This is a genomic window from Roseateles sp. P5_E11 (genome assembly GCF_054049355.1).
In genome coordinates this window covers 1-12,548 of the sequence record NZ_JBFUMO010000127.1, presented here as the reverse complement: position 1 = coordinate 12,548, position 12,548 = coordinate 1, and the positions used below count along the sequence as shown (strand labels likewise).

The following is a 12,548-nucleotide window of genomic DNA, read 5'->3' as shown; positions in this document are numbered from 1 at the left end:
CAGCCGACTTGCGCGGACCCTTGCGGGTACGGGCATTCGTACGGGTGCGTTGACCACGCATCGGCAGGCCACGGCGGTGACGGAAGCCGCGGTAGCAACCGAGGTCCATCAGACGCTTGATGTTGATGGACTGCTCACGGCGCAGGTCACCTTCGATGGTCAACTTGTTGACCTCGTCACGGATCTTTTCGAGATCGCCGTCGTTCAGGTCCTTGACCTTCTTGTCGAACGGAATGCCGCAGTTCGTGCAGATCTGCTGAGCGGTCGTACGGCCAATGCCGTAGATCGAGGTCAGACCGATCTCAGTGTGCTTTTGCGGCGGAATGTTGATACCAGCAATACGTGCCATGGTTGTCCTCTAGTCCTGTCGTGCGAGCTGGGGCTCAGCCCTGGCGCTGCTTGTGGCGCGGGTCGGTGCAGATCACACGCACCACGCCCTTGCGGCGGATGATCTTGCAATTGCGGCACATCTGCTTAACGGATGCCGAAACTTTCATGGTCTGCTCCTTGGCCTAACTTCTTTGCGCTCACACGCGTCCGGGGGTTCAAACAGCTCACTTCGCCCGGAACACGATGCGAGCACGACTCAAATCGTAGGGTGTCAGCTCTACGGTCACTTTGTCGCCAGGCAGGATGCGGATGTAGTGCATCCGCATCTTGCCGGAGATGTGACCGAGAACGACATGCCCGTTCTCCAACTTGACTCTGAACGTGGCGTTGGGGAGGTTCTCAAGAATCTCGCCCTGCATTTGAATGACGTCGTCTTTCGCCATGCCGTACGTTCAGGATTGTTGTTGGAATCAATCTTGGTTAACGATCAGCTCCGCGCCCTCAGGGCTTGAAGCTGGCCTTCTTCAGCAGTGACTCGTACTGCTGACTCATGATGTAGCTCTGCACCTGGGCCCAGAAGTCCATCGTCACGACGACGATGATCAACAGGGAAGTGCCACCGAAGTAGAACGGAACGTTGTACTTCAGCGTCAGGAATTCGGGCAGCAGGCAGACCAGCGTGATGTAGATCGCACCAGCCAGCGTGAGCCGCGAAAGGATCTTGTCGATGTGCTTGGCGGTCTGCTCACCCGGACGAATGCCCGGAATGAACGCGCCACTCTTCTTCAGGTTGTCTGCGGTCTCACGACTGTTGAACACCAGCGCCGTGTAGAAGAAGCAGAAGAACACGATGGCAGCCGAATACAGCAGCACATAGATCGGCTGACCCGGGCTGACCATGCCGGCCAGGTCCTTCAACCAGCGCAGACCATCACCCGTCGCGAACCAGCTCACCACCGTTGTCGGCAGCAGGATGATCGACGAGGCGAAGATCGGCGGGATCACGCCGGACATGTTCAGCTTCAGCGGCAGGTGCGACGACTGGCCGCCGTAGACCTTGTTGCCGACCTGGCGCTTCGCATAGTTCACGAGGATCTTGCGTTGGCCACGTTCGACGAAGACCACGGCGAAGGTCACCAGCACGACCAGCGAGATCACGATCAGCGCCGAGCCGTAACCCATCGCACCGGTACGCACCAGCTCGAACAGGCCACCGATCGCACCCGGCAGACCCGCGGCGATACCGCCAAAGATCAGGATCGAGATGCCATTGCCCAGACCGCGCTCGGTGATCTGCTCACCCAGCCACATCAGGAACATCGTGCCGGCCACCAGGCTGGACACTGCGGTCAGGCGGAAGCCGAAACCAGGGTTCAGCACCAGGCCAGCAGAGCCTTCCAGCGCCAATGCGATCGACAGGCTCTGGAACAGAGCCAGACCCAGCGTCGCATAACGCGTGTACTGGGTGATCTTGCGACGCCCGGCTTCGCCTTCCTTCTTCAGCTGTTCCAGCGTCGGCACGACGTAGGTCATCAGCTGTAAAACGATGGACGCCGAGATGTAAGGCGTAATGCCCAACGCGAACACGGTGAAGCGCGACAGCGCGCCGCCCGAGAACATGTTGAACAGGCTCAGGATGCCACCGGCCTGGCCCTTGAAGAATTGGGCCAGCTGGTTCGGGTCGATACCGGGCACGGGGATATGCGCCCCGATGCGGTAGACGACCAGAGCCAGCAGCAGGAACACAAGCCGACGACGCAGGTCGCCGAACTTGCCGCTCTTGGCCAGCTGATTCGCGTTGGTAGCCACGCTGGATCAGTTCCTTGTGCGCTGTGAATTAAGCGACCGAGCCGCCGGCCGCCTCGATGGCCGCCTTGGCGCCCTTCGTGGCGTTCACGCCCTTCAGCGTGACCTTGCGCTCGATGGCGCCGGACAGGATGACCTTGACCGACTTGGCCAGTTGGGGCACCAGGCCGACCGCCTTCAGCGTCGACACGTCGATCTCTTCGCCGGCCAGACCTTGCAGGTCCGACAGGTTGATCTCGACGCTGTACTTCAGCGTCAGCGACTTGAAGCCACGCTTGGGCAGGCGACGTTGCAGCGGCATCTGGCCGCCTTCGAAGCCGACCTTGTGGTAGCCACCAGCGCGGGACTTCTGGCCCTTGTGGCCACGACCTGCGGTCTTGCCCAGGCCCGAGCCGATGCCGCGGCCGACACGGCGCTTGGCATGCTTGGAGCCCTCAGCGGGCTTGATCGTGTTGAGTTCCATCGTCTTGTCCTCTTGTGTGCCGCGCTTAGAGCACTTGCACCAGATAAGCGATCTTGTTGATCATGCCGCGCACTGCGGGCGTGTCTTCCAGGGTGCTCTGGCTGTTCAGCCGACGCAGACCCAGGCCGACCACGGTGGCACGGTGCGAGGCGCGGCAGCCGATGGGGCTACGCACCAGCTTGACCGTCACGGTTTTCTTGTCAGACATCTTGTGCTCCGCTTGGGCGATCAGTTGAAGATTTCTTCAACAGTCTTGCCGCGCTTGGCTGCGACAGAGGCCGGCGTGGTTGAACGCTTCAGAGCGTCCAGCGTGGCGCGGACCATGTTGTAAGGGTTGGTCGAACCGTGGCTCTTGGTCACGATGTCGGTCACGCCCATCACTTCGAAAACGGCGCGCATCGGGCCGCCGGCGATGACGCCGGTACCGGCAGGAGCCGGGGCCATGATGACGTGTGCAGCACCGTGCTCGCCCACCACGTTGTGGTGGATGGTGCCGTTCTTCAGGCTGACCTTGACCATGTTGCGGCGAGCCGACTCCATGGCCTTTTGCACGGCGACCGGCACTTCCTTGGCTTTGCCCTTGCCCATGCCGATGCGGCCATCGCCATCACCGACCACGGTCAGAGCGGCGAAGGACAGCGTACGGCCACCCTTCACAACCTTGGTCACGCGGTTGACCGCGATCATCTTTTCCTTCAGGCCGTCGTCGTTGCCTTCAGCCTGAGCGCCGCGGGGTTGAAACTTTGCCATTTCTTATTCCTTGATGCGTCAGAACTGCAGGCCGGCTTCGCGGGCTGCTTCGGCCAGGGCCTTGACACGGCCGTGGTAGGCAAAACCGGAGCGGTCGAAGGCAACCTTCTCGACGCCAGCGGCCTTGGCCTTCTCGGCGATCAGCTTGCCCACCAGCGTGGCAGCGGCGACGTTGCCGCCGTTGCTGCTCAGCTGTTCGCGGACCGACTTCTCGGCAGTGGAGGCTGCAGCCAACACCTTGGCGCCGTCTTCCGAGACGACTTGGGCGTAGATATGCAGGTTGGAGCGGAACACCGTCAGACGGGCCACGCGCTGGATCGCAATGCGAGCGCGGGTCTGGCGCGAACGACGCAGGCGTTGTTCTTTCTTGGTCATCATGGCGCTGCTCCTTACTTCTTCTTGGTCTCTTTGAGGGAGACCTTCTCATCCGAATAACGGATGCCCTTGCCCTTGTAGGGCTCAGGCGGACGGAAGGCGCGCACCTCGGCGGCGATCTGGCCGACGACCTGACGGTCAGYGCCCTTGATGACGATTTCCGTCTGGGTCGGGCACTCGACCTTGATACCAGCCGGCATGTCCTTCACCACGGGGTGAGAGAAGCCGATCTGCAGGTTGAGCTTCTGGCCCTGGGCCTGGGCGCGGAAACCCACGCCCACCAGGTTCAGCTTGCGCTCGAAACCCTTGCTCACACCGCTGACCATATTGGCCACCAGCGCACGCATCGTGCCGCTCATCGCATCGGCTTCAGCCGATTCGTTGGCGGGAACGAAGCTCAGCTTGCCGGCTTCGTTCTTGACGGTGACGAGCTTGTTCGACTGACGCACCAGCGTGCCGAGCGAGCCCTTGACGCTGATCGAATCAGCTGCGACGGTCACATCCACGCCTTGCGGGACGTTGACCGGCATTTTTCCAACGCGGGACATTGTTCCTACTCCTTCGCTTAGGCGACGTAGCAGAGCACTTCGCCGCCGATACCGGCAGCGCGAGCCTTGCGGTCCGTCATGACGCCTTGCGGGGTCGTGACGATCGCCACACCCAGGCCATTCATGACCTGAGGGATGTCGTGACGGCCCTTGTAGATGCGCAGGCCGGGGCGGCGGACGCGCTCGATACGTTCGATGACCGGACGGCCAGCGTAGTACTTCAGCGCGATTTCCAGCTCGGGGCGTGCTGCCTCGCCGCGAACGGCGAAGTCGTCGATATAGCCTTCGTCCTTCAGGACCTTGGCAATCGCCACCTTCAGCTTGGACGACGGCATGGCAACGCTCGTCTTTTCGACGATCTGCGCGTTACGAATGCGGGTCAGCATATCGGCGATGGGATCACTCATGCTCATTTGCGAATACTCCTATCGGCCGATTACCAGCTGGCCTTGACGACACCGGGGATGTCGCCCTTGAAGGCCAGTTCACGAATCTTGTTACGGGCCAGGCCGAACTTGCGGAAGGTGCCACGCGGACGACCGGTCAGCTCGCAGCGGTTGCGCAGGCGAGTCGGGTAGGCGTTACGGGGCAGCTTCTGCAGCTCGAGGCGAGCGGCGTAGCGCTCTTCATCCGACTTCTTGCTGTCGTCGATGATGGCCTTCAGTTCTGCGTACTTCTTCGCGAACTTGGCGACGAGTGCTTCGCGCTTCAGTTCACGTTGCTTGATGGAAGTTTTAGCCACAGATCACCTCAGTTCTTGAACGGGAACTTGAACGCAGCCAGGAGAGCCTTGGCTTCGTCGTCCGTCTTGGCGGTCGTCGTGATGCTGATGTTCAGACCACGCAGAGCATCCACCTTGTCGTATTCGATTTCGGGGAAAATGATCTGTTCTTTGACGCCGATGTTGTAGTTGCCACGGCCGTCGAACGAGCGACCGGAGATACCCCGGAAGTCACGAACGCGCGGCAGGGCGATCGTCACGAAACGATCCAGGAATTCATACATCTGGACGCCGCGCAAGGTCACCATCGCGCCGATGGGCACCGCATCACGGATCTTGAAGCCGGCGATTGCCTTCTTCGACTTCGTGACGACGGGCTTCTGGCCGGCGATCTTGGTCAGGTCACCCACAGCGTGGTCCATGACCTTCTTGTCGGCGACGGCCTCGCTCACGCCCATGTTGAGCGTGATCTTGGTGATGCGGGGCACCTCCATGACCGACTTGTAGCCGAATTTCTCGACCAGGCCGGGCACGATTTTTTCGCGGTAATGCGTTTGAAGACGAGCCATGTCGGACCTCTTAAGCCTTGATCTCTTCGCCGGTCGACTTGAACACGCGCACCCGCTTGCCGTCGACGAGCTTGACGCCCACTCGATCGGCCTTGCCGGATGCGGCGTTGAAGATCGCCACGTTGGATTGATGGATAGGCATGGTCTTGTCGACGACRCCGCCGGTGGTGCCCTTCATGGGATTGGGCTTGACGTGCTTCTTGACGACATTGATGCCATCAACCACCACGTGGTCGACATCGGTGCGGGCGGACACAGTGCCGCGCTTACCCTTGTCGCGGCCGGTCAGCACAATGACCTGGTCGCCGGTACGAATCTTGTTCATGGCTTACCTCAGACTGTGGGGGCTCAAAGCACCTCGGGCGCCAGCGACACGATCTTCATGAAGCGCTCGGTACGCAGTTCACGCGTGACCGGGCCGAAGATGCGGGTGCCGATCGGCTCCAGCTTGGCGTTGAGCAGCACGGCGGCATTGCCGTCGAACTTGACGAGCGAGCCGTCCTGGCGACGCACGCCCTTGGCGGTACGAACCACCACGGCGCTGTAGACCTCGCCCTTCTTCACGCGACCACGCGGGGCAGCTTCTTTGATGCTGACCTTGATGATGTCGCCAATGTGCGCATAGCGGCGCTTGGAGCCGCCCAGCACCTTGATGCACTGAACGGACTTCGCACCAGTGTTGTCCGCGACATCAAGCCGCGATTGCATTTGGATCATGTCTGTCCCCAACTTGCCCCGAGTTGCCGCATTCTTTTGAATGCTGCGCGTCGGTCAGTCTTGGGCCCGTAAGTCGTTCAGCTTGGCGACTGGCGCCTTGCTGCCCAACGGTTGAGGGCGGATCCGAAACCAGCTCAGGGCAGCTGCGTAGCAGGTGCGCTGGTGTTCGGCGAAGCTGCGCATTATGCAGTGAGAACCCTTGGGGCGTCAATGCCTAGCGCGAAGTTTTTGCTGAACCGGCGATACCGGCCCAGCGAGTCGAGTCGGCTCAGGCCGACTCGACCTGGACATCACGCCGATTTGGCCTGGGCCAGCATCGTCGCGGCGTCGCTGACCTCGAACTTCCCGGGGCCTTCGACGTTGAGCGTCGTGACGACGCCATCCTTGACCAGCATGGAGTAGCGCTGCGAGCGCACGCCCATGCCTTTGGCGGTCAGGTCCAGCGTCAGGCCGGCGGCCTGGGCGAACTGGGCGCTGCCGTCGGCCATCATGCGCACCTTGCCGGCAGTGTTCTGGTCCCGGCCCCAGGCGCCCATGACGAAGGCGTCGTTGACCGAGACGCACCAGATCTCGTCGACACCCGCGGCCTTCAGGGCATCAGCGGACTCGACGTAGCCGGGCACGTGCTTGGCAGAGCAGGTGGGCGTGTAAGCGCCTGGCAGCGCAAAGATGGCGATGGTCTTGCCGGCCGTGGCCTTCTCAATGTCGAAGCTGTTGGGGCCCAGCGAGCAGCCGCCGCCTTCCACTTCGATGAATTCCTGCAGGCTGCCTGCGGGCAGCTTGTCGCCAACCTTGATCATGGTGTCGCTCCTGAGAGAGTGTTCCGGAAATGAAAAACCGGCGCGCCAGTTGCCCAGCGTGCCGGTTGTGCAGCGGTCATGCGACCGGTGTCTTTAGACGATCTCGGCCTTCTCSACCAGGCGGGTCACGACCCAGCTCTTGGTCTTGGAGATCGGACGGCCTTCGCTGATCTCGACGACGTCACCCATCTTGTACTCGCCCTTTTCGTCATGGGCGTGGTACTTGCGGGAACGGGCCACGATCTTGCCGTAGAGCTCGTGCTTGGCGCGACGCTCGACCAGGACGGTGACCGTCTTGGCACGCTTGTCGCTGACCACGCGGCCGACCAGGGTGCGCGTGTTCTTGGCTTGGACTTGTTGGGCCTCAGTCATTTCGTGGCCTCCTTCTTCTTTTGTGCCAGGACGGTCTTGGCACGCGCGATGTCGCGGCGGGTCTTGCCCAGTTGGCTGTGGTTGGTCAGCTGCTGGGTGGCCTTTTGCATGCGCAGGCCGAAGTGGGCCTTCAGCAAGTCGGTCACTTCCTTTTCGAGGGCAGCGACATCCTTGGTGCGGAGTTCAGTTGCTTTCATGGTGTCTTCCTCAGGTGCCGACCTGGCGGGCCACGAAGGTGCAACGCAGCGGCAGCTTGGCAGCAGCCAGCGTGAACGCCTCGCGAGCGAGTTGCTCGGGAACGCCGTTAACCTCGTAGATCACCTTGCCGGGCTGGATTTCAGCGACGTAGTACTCGGGGTTGCCCTTGCCGTTACCCATCCGAACTTCGGCAGGCTTTTGCGAGATGGGCTTGTCCGGGAACACGCGGATGAAGATTCGACCACCGCGCTTGATGTGGCGCGAGATCGCGCGGCGAGCCGCTTCGATCTGGCGGGCCGTCAGACGGCCGCGCTCGGTGGCCTTGAGGCCGAAATCACCGAAAGACACCGCAGCACCTCGGGTCGCAACACCCGTGTTGCGGCCCTTCTGCTCCTTGCGGTATTTACGACGAGCGGGTTGCAGCATGCTTATTCTCCTTTGGCCTCACCACCGGCTGCGGGGACCTTGCGGACTACGCGCTTGGCGGCGGGCTTGGCTGCGTCACCCGTGGGGGCGGCGGCAGCGGGCTGATCTGCTCCGTCACGCGAGCCACGGTCGCCACCCGGACGGCCACGGCCACCAGGAGCGCCCGGACGGGCGTTACGGCGCGGGCGACGATCGTCTTCGGCGCCTGCGGGGGTGTTGATGACCGGAGCCTCGCCATTGGCAAGACGGTCACCGCGGTAGACCCAGACCTTGACGCCGATGACGCCGTAGGTGGTCTTGGCTTCGGAGAAGCCGTAGTCGATGTCGGCCTTCAGGGTGTGCAGGGGCACACGACCTTCGCGATACCACTCGGTACGAGCGATTTCGATGCCGTTCAGACGACCAGCGCTCATGATCTTGATGCCCTGGGCACCCAGACGCATCGCGTTCTGCATCGCGCGCTTCATGGCGCGGCGGAACATGATGCGCTTCTCGAGCTGCTGGGTGATCGAGTCGGCGATCAGCTGAGCATCGACTTCGGGCTTGCGCACTTCTTCGATGTTGACAGCGACGGGCACGCCCAGACGCTTGGTCAGTTCAGCCTTCAGCGCTTCGATGTCCTCGCCCTTCTTGCCGATCACGACGCCCGGGCGAGCCGAGTAGATCGTGATKCGTGCGTTCTTGGCGGGGCGCTCGATCAGGATGCGCGAAACGGCAGCATTCTTGAGCTTGGCCTTCAGGTACTCGCGAACACGCAGATCTTCGGCCAGCATCGTGGCGAAGTTCTGATTGTTCGCATACCAGCGCGAAGCCCAGTTACGGGTGACAGGAAGGCGAAAGCCAACCGGATGGATTTTCTGTCCCATAGTCTTCTTGCGCCTTAGTTGCCGACAGCCACAAAGATGTGGCAGGTGGGCTTGCTGATGCGGTTGCCGCGACCCTTGGCGCGAGCCGAGAAGCGCTTCAGCGTGGCACCCTGCTCGACGTAGATCGAGGTGACCTTGAGTTCATCAATGTCAGCGCCGTCGTTGTGCTCGGCGTTGGCGATGGCGCTTTCCAGCGCCTTCTTGATGATGACGGCCGMCTTCTTCTGGGTGAATTCCAGGATGTTGAGGGCGTGGTCCACCTTCTTGCCGCGGATCAGGTCAGCCACGAGGCGACCCTTGTCACACGAGAGGCGAACGCCGCGAACGATTGCTTTGGTTTCCATCGTCGGCATCCTTACTTCTTCCCGGCCTTCTTGTCGGCCGGATGGCCTTTGAAGGTGCGGGTCAGTGCGAATTCACCCAGCTTGTGGCCGACCATCTGGTCAGACACATAAACCGGCACGTGCTGCTTGCCGTTGTGCACGGCGATCGTCAGACCGATGAACTCGGGCAGGATCGTCGAGCGGCGCGACCAAGTCTTGATGGGCTTCTTGTCTTTAATGGCAACAGCCTTGTCGACCTTGGCCATCAGATGGTGGTCAACGAAGGGGCCCTTCTTCAGCGAACGGGTCATGGCCTAGCCCTTACTTCTTGCGACGCGAGACGATGAACGTCTGCGTGCGCTTGTTGTTGCGAGTGCGGTAGCCCTTCGTCAGGGTGTTCCACGGCGACACAGGGACCTGGCCCTCGCCGGTGCGGCCTTCGCCACCACCGTGCGGGTGATCCACCGGGTTCATCGCCACACCGCGAACGGTCGGACGGATACCCTTCCAGCGGATCGCGCCGGCCTTGCCGTACTGGCGCAGGCTGTGCTCTTCGTTGCTCACTTCACCGATGGTGGCGCGGCAGTCGACGTGCACGCGGCGGACTTCGCCGGAGCGCAGACGGATCTGGGCGTAAACGCCTTCGCGAGCCATCAGGACCGCAGACGTGCCGGCCGAACGGATCATCTGGGCACCCTTGCCAGGCTGCAGCTCGATGCAGTGAATCGTCGAGCCCACCGGGATGTTGCGGATCGGCAGCGTGTTGCCAGCCTTGATCGGGGCTTCCGCGCCGCTCAGGATGGTCGAACCCACTTCCAGACCGCGCGGAGCGATCACGTAGCGGCGTTCGCCGTCGGCGTACACCACCAGCGCAATGTGGGCSGTGCGGTTSGGGTCGTACTCGATRSTCTCGACCTTGGCCGGAATGCCGTCCTTGTTGCGCTTGAAGTCGACCACGCGGTAGTGGTGCTTGTGACCACCGCCCTTGTGGCGAATCGTGATGTGACCGTTGTTGTTGCGGCCCGAATTCTGGATTTGCGGCTCAAGCAAAGCTGCATGGGGCGCGCCCTTGTGCAGGTGCTTGTGCACCACCTTGACGACGCCACGGCGACCGGGCGAGGTAGGTTTGACTTTGACGATGGCCATTTACGCGGCCTCCCCGGAGAAATTGAGCTCTTGACCGGCCTTGAGGGCCACATAGGCCTTCTTGACGTGGTCACGGCGGCCGGCACGGCCACCAAAGCGCTTCGTCTTGCCCTTGACCTGGACGACGTTGACCGACTCGACCTCGACCTTGAACATCAGTTCAACAGCGGCCTTGATTTCGGGCTTGGTGGCGTCGCGCAGGACCTTGAACAGGACCTGGTTGTGCTTCTCGGCAACTTGCGTGGCCTTTTCGGACACGATGGGCGCGAGCAGCACGGAGGCCAGACGGCCTTCGGAATACTTGGGGGCGCTCATGCCAGCATCTCCTTGAGTTGCTCGACCGCAGCCTTGGTCACCAGCACCTTCTTGTAGAAGACCAGCGACAGGGGGTCGGCGTAGCGCGGCTCGACGACCAGCACATTGGCCAGGTTGCGCGAAGCCAGCAGCAGGTTGTCATCCACGACATCGGAGATGACCAGCACCGAGTCCAGGCCCATGGCCTTGAACTTGGCGGCCAGCAGCTTGGTCTTGGGGGCTTCGATCGAGATCGAATCCACCACGGCCAGGCGGCCTTCGCGGGCCAGCTGCGACAGGATCGCAGCCATGCCGGCGCGGTACATCTTCTTGTTCAGCTTGTGCGAGAAGTTCTCGTCAGGCATGTTCGGGAAGATGCGACCGCCCCCGCGCCACAGCGGCGACGAGGTCATACCGGCGCGAGCGCGGCCGGTGCCCTTCTGGCGGAAAGGCTTCTTGGTCGAGTGATGAACCTGTTCACGGTCCTTCTGGGCACGAGTGCCTTGGCGGGCGTTGGCCTGGAAGGCCACGACCACCTGGTGCACCAGGGCTTCGTTGTAGTCGCGAGCGAAGATGGTGTCAGGCGCTTCCACCTTGGCGGTGGCCTGACCCTGCTCGTTCAGGAGCTCGAGCTGCATCAGTTGGCTCCCTTCTTGACTTTGACCTTGACGGCCGGGCGAACGACGATGTGGCCGTTCTTGGAACCCGGGACCGCGCCGCGGACCAGCAGCAGTTGACGGGCTTCGTCAACGCGCACGATGTCCAGGTTCTGCGTGGTGCAGGTTTCGTCGCCCATGTGGCCGGTCATCTTCTTGCCCGGGAACACACGGCCCGGGTCTTGCGCCATCGAGATCGAGCCCGGCACGTTGTGCGAACGGCTGTTACCGTGCGACGCGCGCTGCGAGCTGAAGTTGTGGCGCTTGATGGTGCCCGCAAAGCCCTTGCCGATGGACGTGCCCTGCACGTCGACCAGCTGGCCGGCGGCGAACAACGTCACCGGAACGGTCGCGCCAGCTTGGTACTGGGCTGCGACGTCGGCTTCGACGCGGAATTCCTTGAGGATTTCACCGGCTTCGACACCTGCCTTGGCAAGGTGGCCGGCTTCAGGCTTGGTGACGCGCGAAGCTTTGCGCGTACCGAACGCCACTTGAATGGCGCTGTAGCCGTCGGTCTCTTGGGTCTTGACCTGGGTCACGCGGTTGTTGGACACGTCCAGCACCGTCACAGGGATGGCATCGCCATCGTCCGTGAAGATGCGCATCATGCCCACCTTGCGGCCCAGCAAACCGAGACGGTTGCTCAGACTCATGTTTTTCTCCAGCCCCGTCGGCTCACGCCTCGGAAGCTATTGCGAACACCCGACATCGATTGGCCGGGCTGACTTGTGCAGGATCTCTTGCGAAACACCGCGCGAATATCCGAGCAGGCATAGGCCAACCCGGAAAAGCTGGTGAGTATAGCCTGCGGGGTTGCCCCGATGCAAGCGTTAGGCCCCGCCCAGCACAAAAGACAAGACCCCGGCCTGCCGAGGCAGAACCGGGGTCTCGGATTACCAAGCCCGAAGGCTCGGAATTACTGCAGCTTGATTTCGACGTCGACGCCGGCGGGCAGGTCGAGCTTCATCAGGGCATCAACCGTCTTGTCGGTCGGGTCGACGATGTCCATCAGACGCTGGTGGGTGCGGATCTCGAACTGGTCGCGACTCGTCTTGTTGACGTGGGGCGAACGCAGGATGTCGAAACGTTCCATGCGCGTCGGCAGGGGCACGGGGCCCTTGACGATGGCGCCGGTGCGCTTGGCGGTCTCGACGATCTCGAGGGCCGACTGGTCGATCAGCTTGTAAT

The 12,548-nt window shown here is 62.1% G+C and carries 26 protein-coding genes; all 26 read right to left on the bottom strand.

Going from position 1 to position 12,548, the window contains the following annotated elements:
• A partial coding sequence (gene rpsM / locus ACXJKR_RS11980) for a 30S ribosomal protein S13 (protein WP_457323021.1) occupies positions 1-349 on the bottom strand: 349 nt, incomplete at its 3' end.
• Positions 350-383: 34 nt separating this feature from the next.
• A complete protein-coding gene (rpmJ, locus tag ACXJKR_RS11975; RefSeq protein ID WP_056194202.1) occupies positions 384-497 on the bottom strand; it encodes a 50S ribosomal protein L36 in 114 nt (37 codons plus the stop codon).
• 57 nt (positions 498-554) lie between these two features.
• Positions 555-773, bottom strand: a complete 219-nt coding sequence (infA, locus tag ACXJKR_RS11970; RefSeq protein WP_009855680.1) for a translation initiation factor IF-1 — start codon at positions 771-773, stop codon at positions 555-557.
• Positions 774-831: 58 nt separating this feature from the next.
• Positions 832-2,139, bottom strand: a complete 1,308-nt coding sequence (gene secY, locus ACXJKR_RS11965) for a preprotein translocase subunit SecY (protein WP_056194205.1) — start codon at positions 2,137-2,139, stop codon at positions 832-834.
• A 28-nt stretch (positions 2,140-2,167) separates the two neighbouring features.
• Positions 2,168-2,599 carry a 50S ribosomal protein L15 gene (gene rplO / locus ACXJKR_RS11960; protein ID WP_056194207.1) on the bottom strand — a complete coding sequence of 144 codons (432 nt, stop codon included), beginning with the start codon at positions 2,597-2,599 and terminating at the stop codon, positions 2,168-2,170.
• Positions 2,600-2,624: 25 nt separating this feature from the next.
• Positions 2,625-2,807, bottom strand: coding sequence for a 50S ribosomal protein L30 (gene rpmD, locus ACXJKR_RS11955; RefSeq protein WP_056194210.1), 183 nt, complete (start codon positions 2,805-2,807; stop codon positions 2,625-2,627).
• 20 nt (positions 2,808-2,827) lie between these two features.
• Positions 2,828-3,349 carry a 30S ribosomal protein S5 gene (gene rpsE, locus ACXJKR_RS11950; protein ID WP_056194212.1) on the bottom strand — a complete coding sequence of 174 codons (522 nt, stop codon included), beginning with the start codon at positions 3,347-3,349 and terminating at the stop codon, positions 2,828-2,830.
• Between the two features lie 18 nt (positions 3,350-3,367).
• Positions 3,368-3,727 (bottom strand): 50S ribosomal protein L18, encoded by a 360-nt coding sequence (gene rplR / locus ACXJKR_RS11945; RefSeq protein ID WP_056194215.1) that lies wholly within the window; start codon positions 3,725-3,727, stop codon positions 3,368-3,370.
• Positions 3,728-3,738: 11 nt separating this feature from the next.
• Positions 3,739-4,272, bottom strand: a complete 534-nt coding sequence (rplF, locus tag ACXJKR_RS11940; protein ID WP_457323020.1) for a 50S ribosomal protein L6 — start codon at positions 4,270-4,272, stop codon at positions 3,739-3,741.
• Positions 4,273-4,289: 17 nt separating this feature from the next.
• Positions 4,290-4,685, bottom strand: coding sequence for a 30S ribosomal protein S8 (rpsH, locus tag ACXJKR_RS11935; RefSeq protein WP_457323019.1), 396 nt, complete (start codon positions 4,683-4,685; stop codon positions 4,290-4,292).
• A gap of 23 nt (positions 4,686-4,708) precedes the next feature.
• Positions 4,709-5,014 carry a 30S ribosomal protein S14 gene (gene rpsN / locus ACXJKR_RS11930; protein WP_056194224.1) on the bottom strand — a complete coding sequence of 102 codons (306 nt, stop codon included), beginning with the start codon at positions 5,012-5,014 and terminating at the stop codon, positions 4,709-4,711.
• Positions 5,015-5,022: 8 nt separating this feature from the next.
• Positions 5,023-5,562, bottom strand: a complete 540-nt coding sequence (gene rplE / locus ACXJKR_RS11925; protein WP_056194227.1) for a 50S ribosomal protein L5 — start codon at positions 5,560-5,562, stop codon at positions 5,023-5,025.
• A gap of 10 nt (positions 5,563-5,572) precedes the next feature.
• Positions 5,573-5,887 (bottom strand): 50S ribosomal protein L24, encoded by a 315-nt coding sequence (rplX, locus tag ACXJKR_RS11920; RefSeq protein ID WP_056264780.1) that lies wholly within the window; start codon positions 5,885-5,887, stop codon positions 5,573-5,575.
• Positions 5,888-5,910: 23 nt separating this feature from the next.
• On the bottom strand, positions 5,911-6,279 hold the full coding sequence (gene rplN, locus ACXJKR_RS11915) for a 50S ribosomal protein L14 (protein WP_056194233.1): 369 nt from the start codon (positions 6,277-6,279) through the stop codon (positions 5,911-5,913).
• Positions 6,280-6,569: 290 nt separating this feature from the next.
• Entirely contained in the window at positions 6,570-7,079 is a 510-nt protein-coding gene (locus tag ACXJKR_RS11910) for a redoxin family protein (protein WP_457323018.1), read from the bottom strand.
• A 93-nt stretch (positions 7,080-7,172) separates the two neighbouring features.
• Positions 7,173-7,451, bottom strand: a complete 279-nt coding sequence (gene rpsQ, locus ACXJKR_RS11905) for a 30S ribosomal protein S17 (RefSeq protein WP_457323017.1) — start codon at positions 7,449-7,451, stop codon at positions 7,173-7,175.
• Positions 7,448-7,648: a 50S ribosomal protein L29 gene (gene rpmC / locus ACXJKR_RS11900; RefSeq protein ID WP_056194241.1), complete on the bottom strand. Its 201-nt coding sequence runs from the start codon at positions 7,646-7,648 to the stop codon at positions 7,448-7,450. Before rpmC ends, rpsQ begins: the two co-directional genes overlap by 4 nt.
• Positions 7,649-7,658: 10 nt before the next feature.
• Entirely contained in the window at positions 7,659-8,075 is a 417-nt protein-coding gene (gene rplP / locus ACXJKR_RS11895; protein ID WP_056194244.1) for a 50S ribosomal protein L16, read from the bottom strand.
• Positions 8,076-8,077: 2 nt separating this feature from the next.
• A complete protein-coding gene (gene rpsC, locus ACXJKR_RS11890) occupies positions 8,078-8,941 on the bottom strand; it encodes a 30S ribosomal protein S3 (RefSeq protein ID WP_457323016.1) in 864 nt (287 codons plus the stop codon).
• Between the two features lie 14 nt (positions 8,942-8,955).
• Positions 8,956-9,285 carry a 50S ribosomal protein L22 gene (gene rplV, locus ACXJKR_RS11885; RefSeq protein ID WP_457323015.1) on the bottom strand — a complete coding sequence of 110 codons (330 nt, stop codon included), beginning with the start codon at positions 9,283-9,285 and terminating at the stop codon, positions 8,956-8,958.
• An 11-nt stretch (positions 9,286-9,296) separates the two neighbouring features.
• Complete coding sequence (rpsS, locus tag ACXJKR_RS11880) at positions 9,297-9,575, bottom strand: 30S ribosomal protein S19 (protein WP_056194250.1); 279 nt, start codon at positions 9,573-9,575, stop codon at positions 9,297-9,299.
• 10 nt (positions 9,576-9,585) lie between these two features.
• On the bottom strand, positions 9,586-10,410 hold the full coding sequence (gene rplB / locus ACXJKR_RS11875) for a 50S ribosomal protein L2 (protein WP_457323014.1): 825 nt from the start codon (positions 10,408-10,410) through the stop codon (positions 9,586-9,588).
• Complete coding sequence (gene rplW, locus ACXJKR_RS11870) at positions 10,411-10,725, bottom strand: 50S ribosomal protein L23 (protein ID WP_056194256.1); 315 nt, start codon at positions 10,723-10,725, stop codon at positions 10,411-10,413.
• Entirely contained in the window at positions 10,722-11,342 is a 621-nt protein-coding gene (rplD, locus tag ACXJKR_RS11865; RefSeq protein WP_056194259.1) for a 50S ribosomal protein L4, read from the bottom strand. Before rplD ends, rplW begins: the two co-directional genes overlap by 4 nt.
• Positions 11,342-12,013 (bottom strand): 50S ribosomal protein L3, encoded by a 672-nt coding sequence (rplC, locus tag ACXJKR_RS11860; RefSeq protein ID WP_056194263.1) that lies wholly within the window; start codon positions 12,011-12,013, stop codon positions 11,342-11,344. Before rplC ends, rplD begins: the two co-directional genes overlap by 1 nt.
• Before the next feature lie 263 nt (positions 12,014-12,276).
• Positions 12,277-12,548 (bottom strand): 30S ribosomal protein S10 (gene rpsJ, locus ACXJKR_RS11855; protein ID WP_457323013.1); only part of this gene is annotated, 272 nt, incomplete at its 5' end.

Excerpts from the sequence above, each read along its gene's own strand:
- rpmJ (WP_056194202.1), bottom strand. The coding sequence starts at position 497 with ATGAAAGTTTCGGCATCCGTTAAGCAGATGTGCCGCAATTGCAAGATC.
- infA (WP_009855680.1), bottom strand. The coding sequence starts at position 773 with ATGGCGAAAGACGACGTCATTCAAATGCAGGGCGAGATTCTTGAGAAC.
- rplO (WP_056194207.1), bottom strand. The coding sequence starts at position 2,599 with ATGGAACTCAACACGATCAAGCCCGCTGAGGGCTCCAAGCATGCCAAG.
- rpmD (WP_056194210.1), bottom strand. The coding sequence starts at position 2,807 with ATGTCTGACAAGAAAACCGTGACGGTCAAGCTGGTGCGTAGCCCCATC.
- rpsE (WP_056194212.1), bottom strand. The coding sequence starts at position 3,349 with ATGGCAAAGTTTCAACCCCGCGGCGCTCAGGCTGAAGGCAACGACGAC.
- rplR (WP_056194215.1), bottom strand. The coding sequence starts at position 3,727 with ATGATGACCAAGAAAGAACAACGCCTGCGTCGTTCGCGCCAGACCCGC.
- rpsH (WP_457323019.1), bottom strand. The coding sequence starts at position 4,685 with ATGAGCATGAGTGATCCCATCGCCGATATGCTGACCCGCATTCGTAAC.
- rplE (WP_056194227.1), bottom strand. The coding sequence starts at position 5,562 with ATGGCTCGTCTTCAAACGCATTACCGCGAAAAAATCGTGCCCGGCCTG.
- rplN (WP_056194233.1), bottom strand. The coding sequence starts at position 6,279 with ATGATCCAAATGCAATCGCGGCTTGATGTCGCGGACAACACTGGTGCG.
- ACXJKR_RS11910 (WP_457323018.1), bottom strand. The coding sequence starts at position 7,079 with ATGATCAAGGTTGGCGACAAGCTGCCCGCAGGCAGCCTGCAGGAATTC.
- rpmC (WP_056194241.1), bottom strand. The coding sequence starts at position 7,648 with ATGAAAGCAACTGAACTCCGCACCAAGGATGTCGCTGCCCTCGAAAAG.
- rplP (WP_056194244.1), bottom strand. The coding sequence starts at position 8,075 with ATGCTGCAACCCGCTCGTCGTAAATACCGCAAGGAGCAGAAGGGCCGC.
- rpsS (WP_056194250.1), bottom strand. The coding sequence starts at position 9,575 with ATGACCCGTTCGCTGAAGAAGGGCCCCTTCGTTGACCACCATCTGATG.
- rplW (WP_056194256.1), bottom strand. The coding sequence starts at position 10,725 with ATGAGCGCCCCCAAGTATTCCGAAGGCCGTCTGGCCTCCGTGCTGCTC.
- rplD (WP_056194259.1), bottom strand. The coding sequence starts at position 11,342 with ATGCAGCTCGAGCTCCTGAACGAGCAGGGTCAGGCCACCGCCAAGGTG.
- rplC (WP_056194263.1), bottom strand. The coding sequence starts at position 12,013 with ATGAGTCTGAGCAACCGTCTCGGTTTGCTGGGCCGCAAGGTGGGCATG.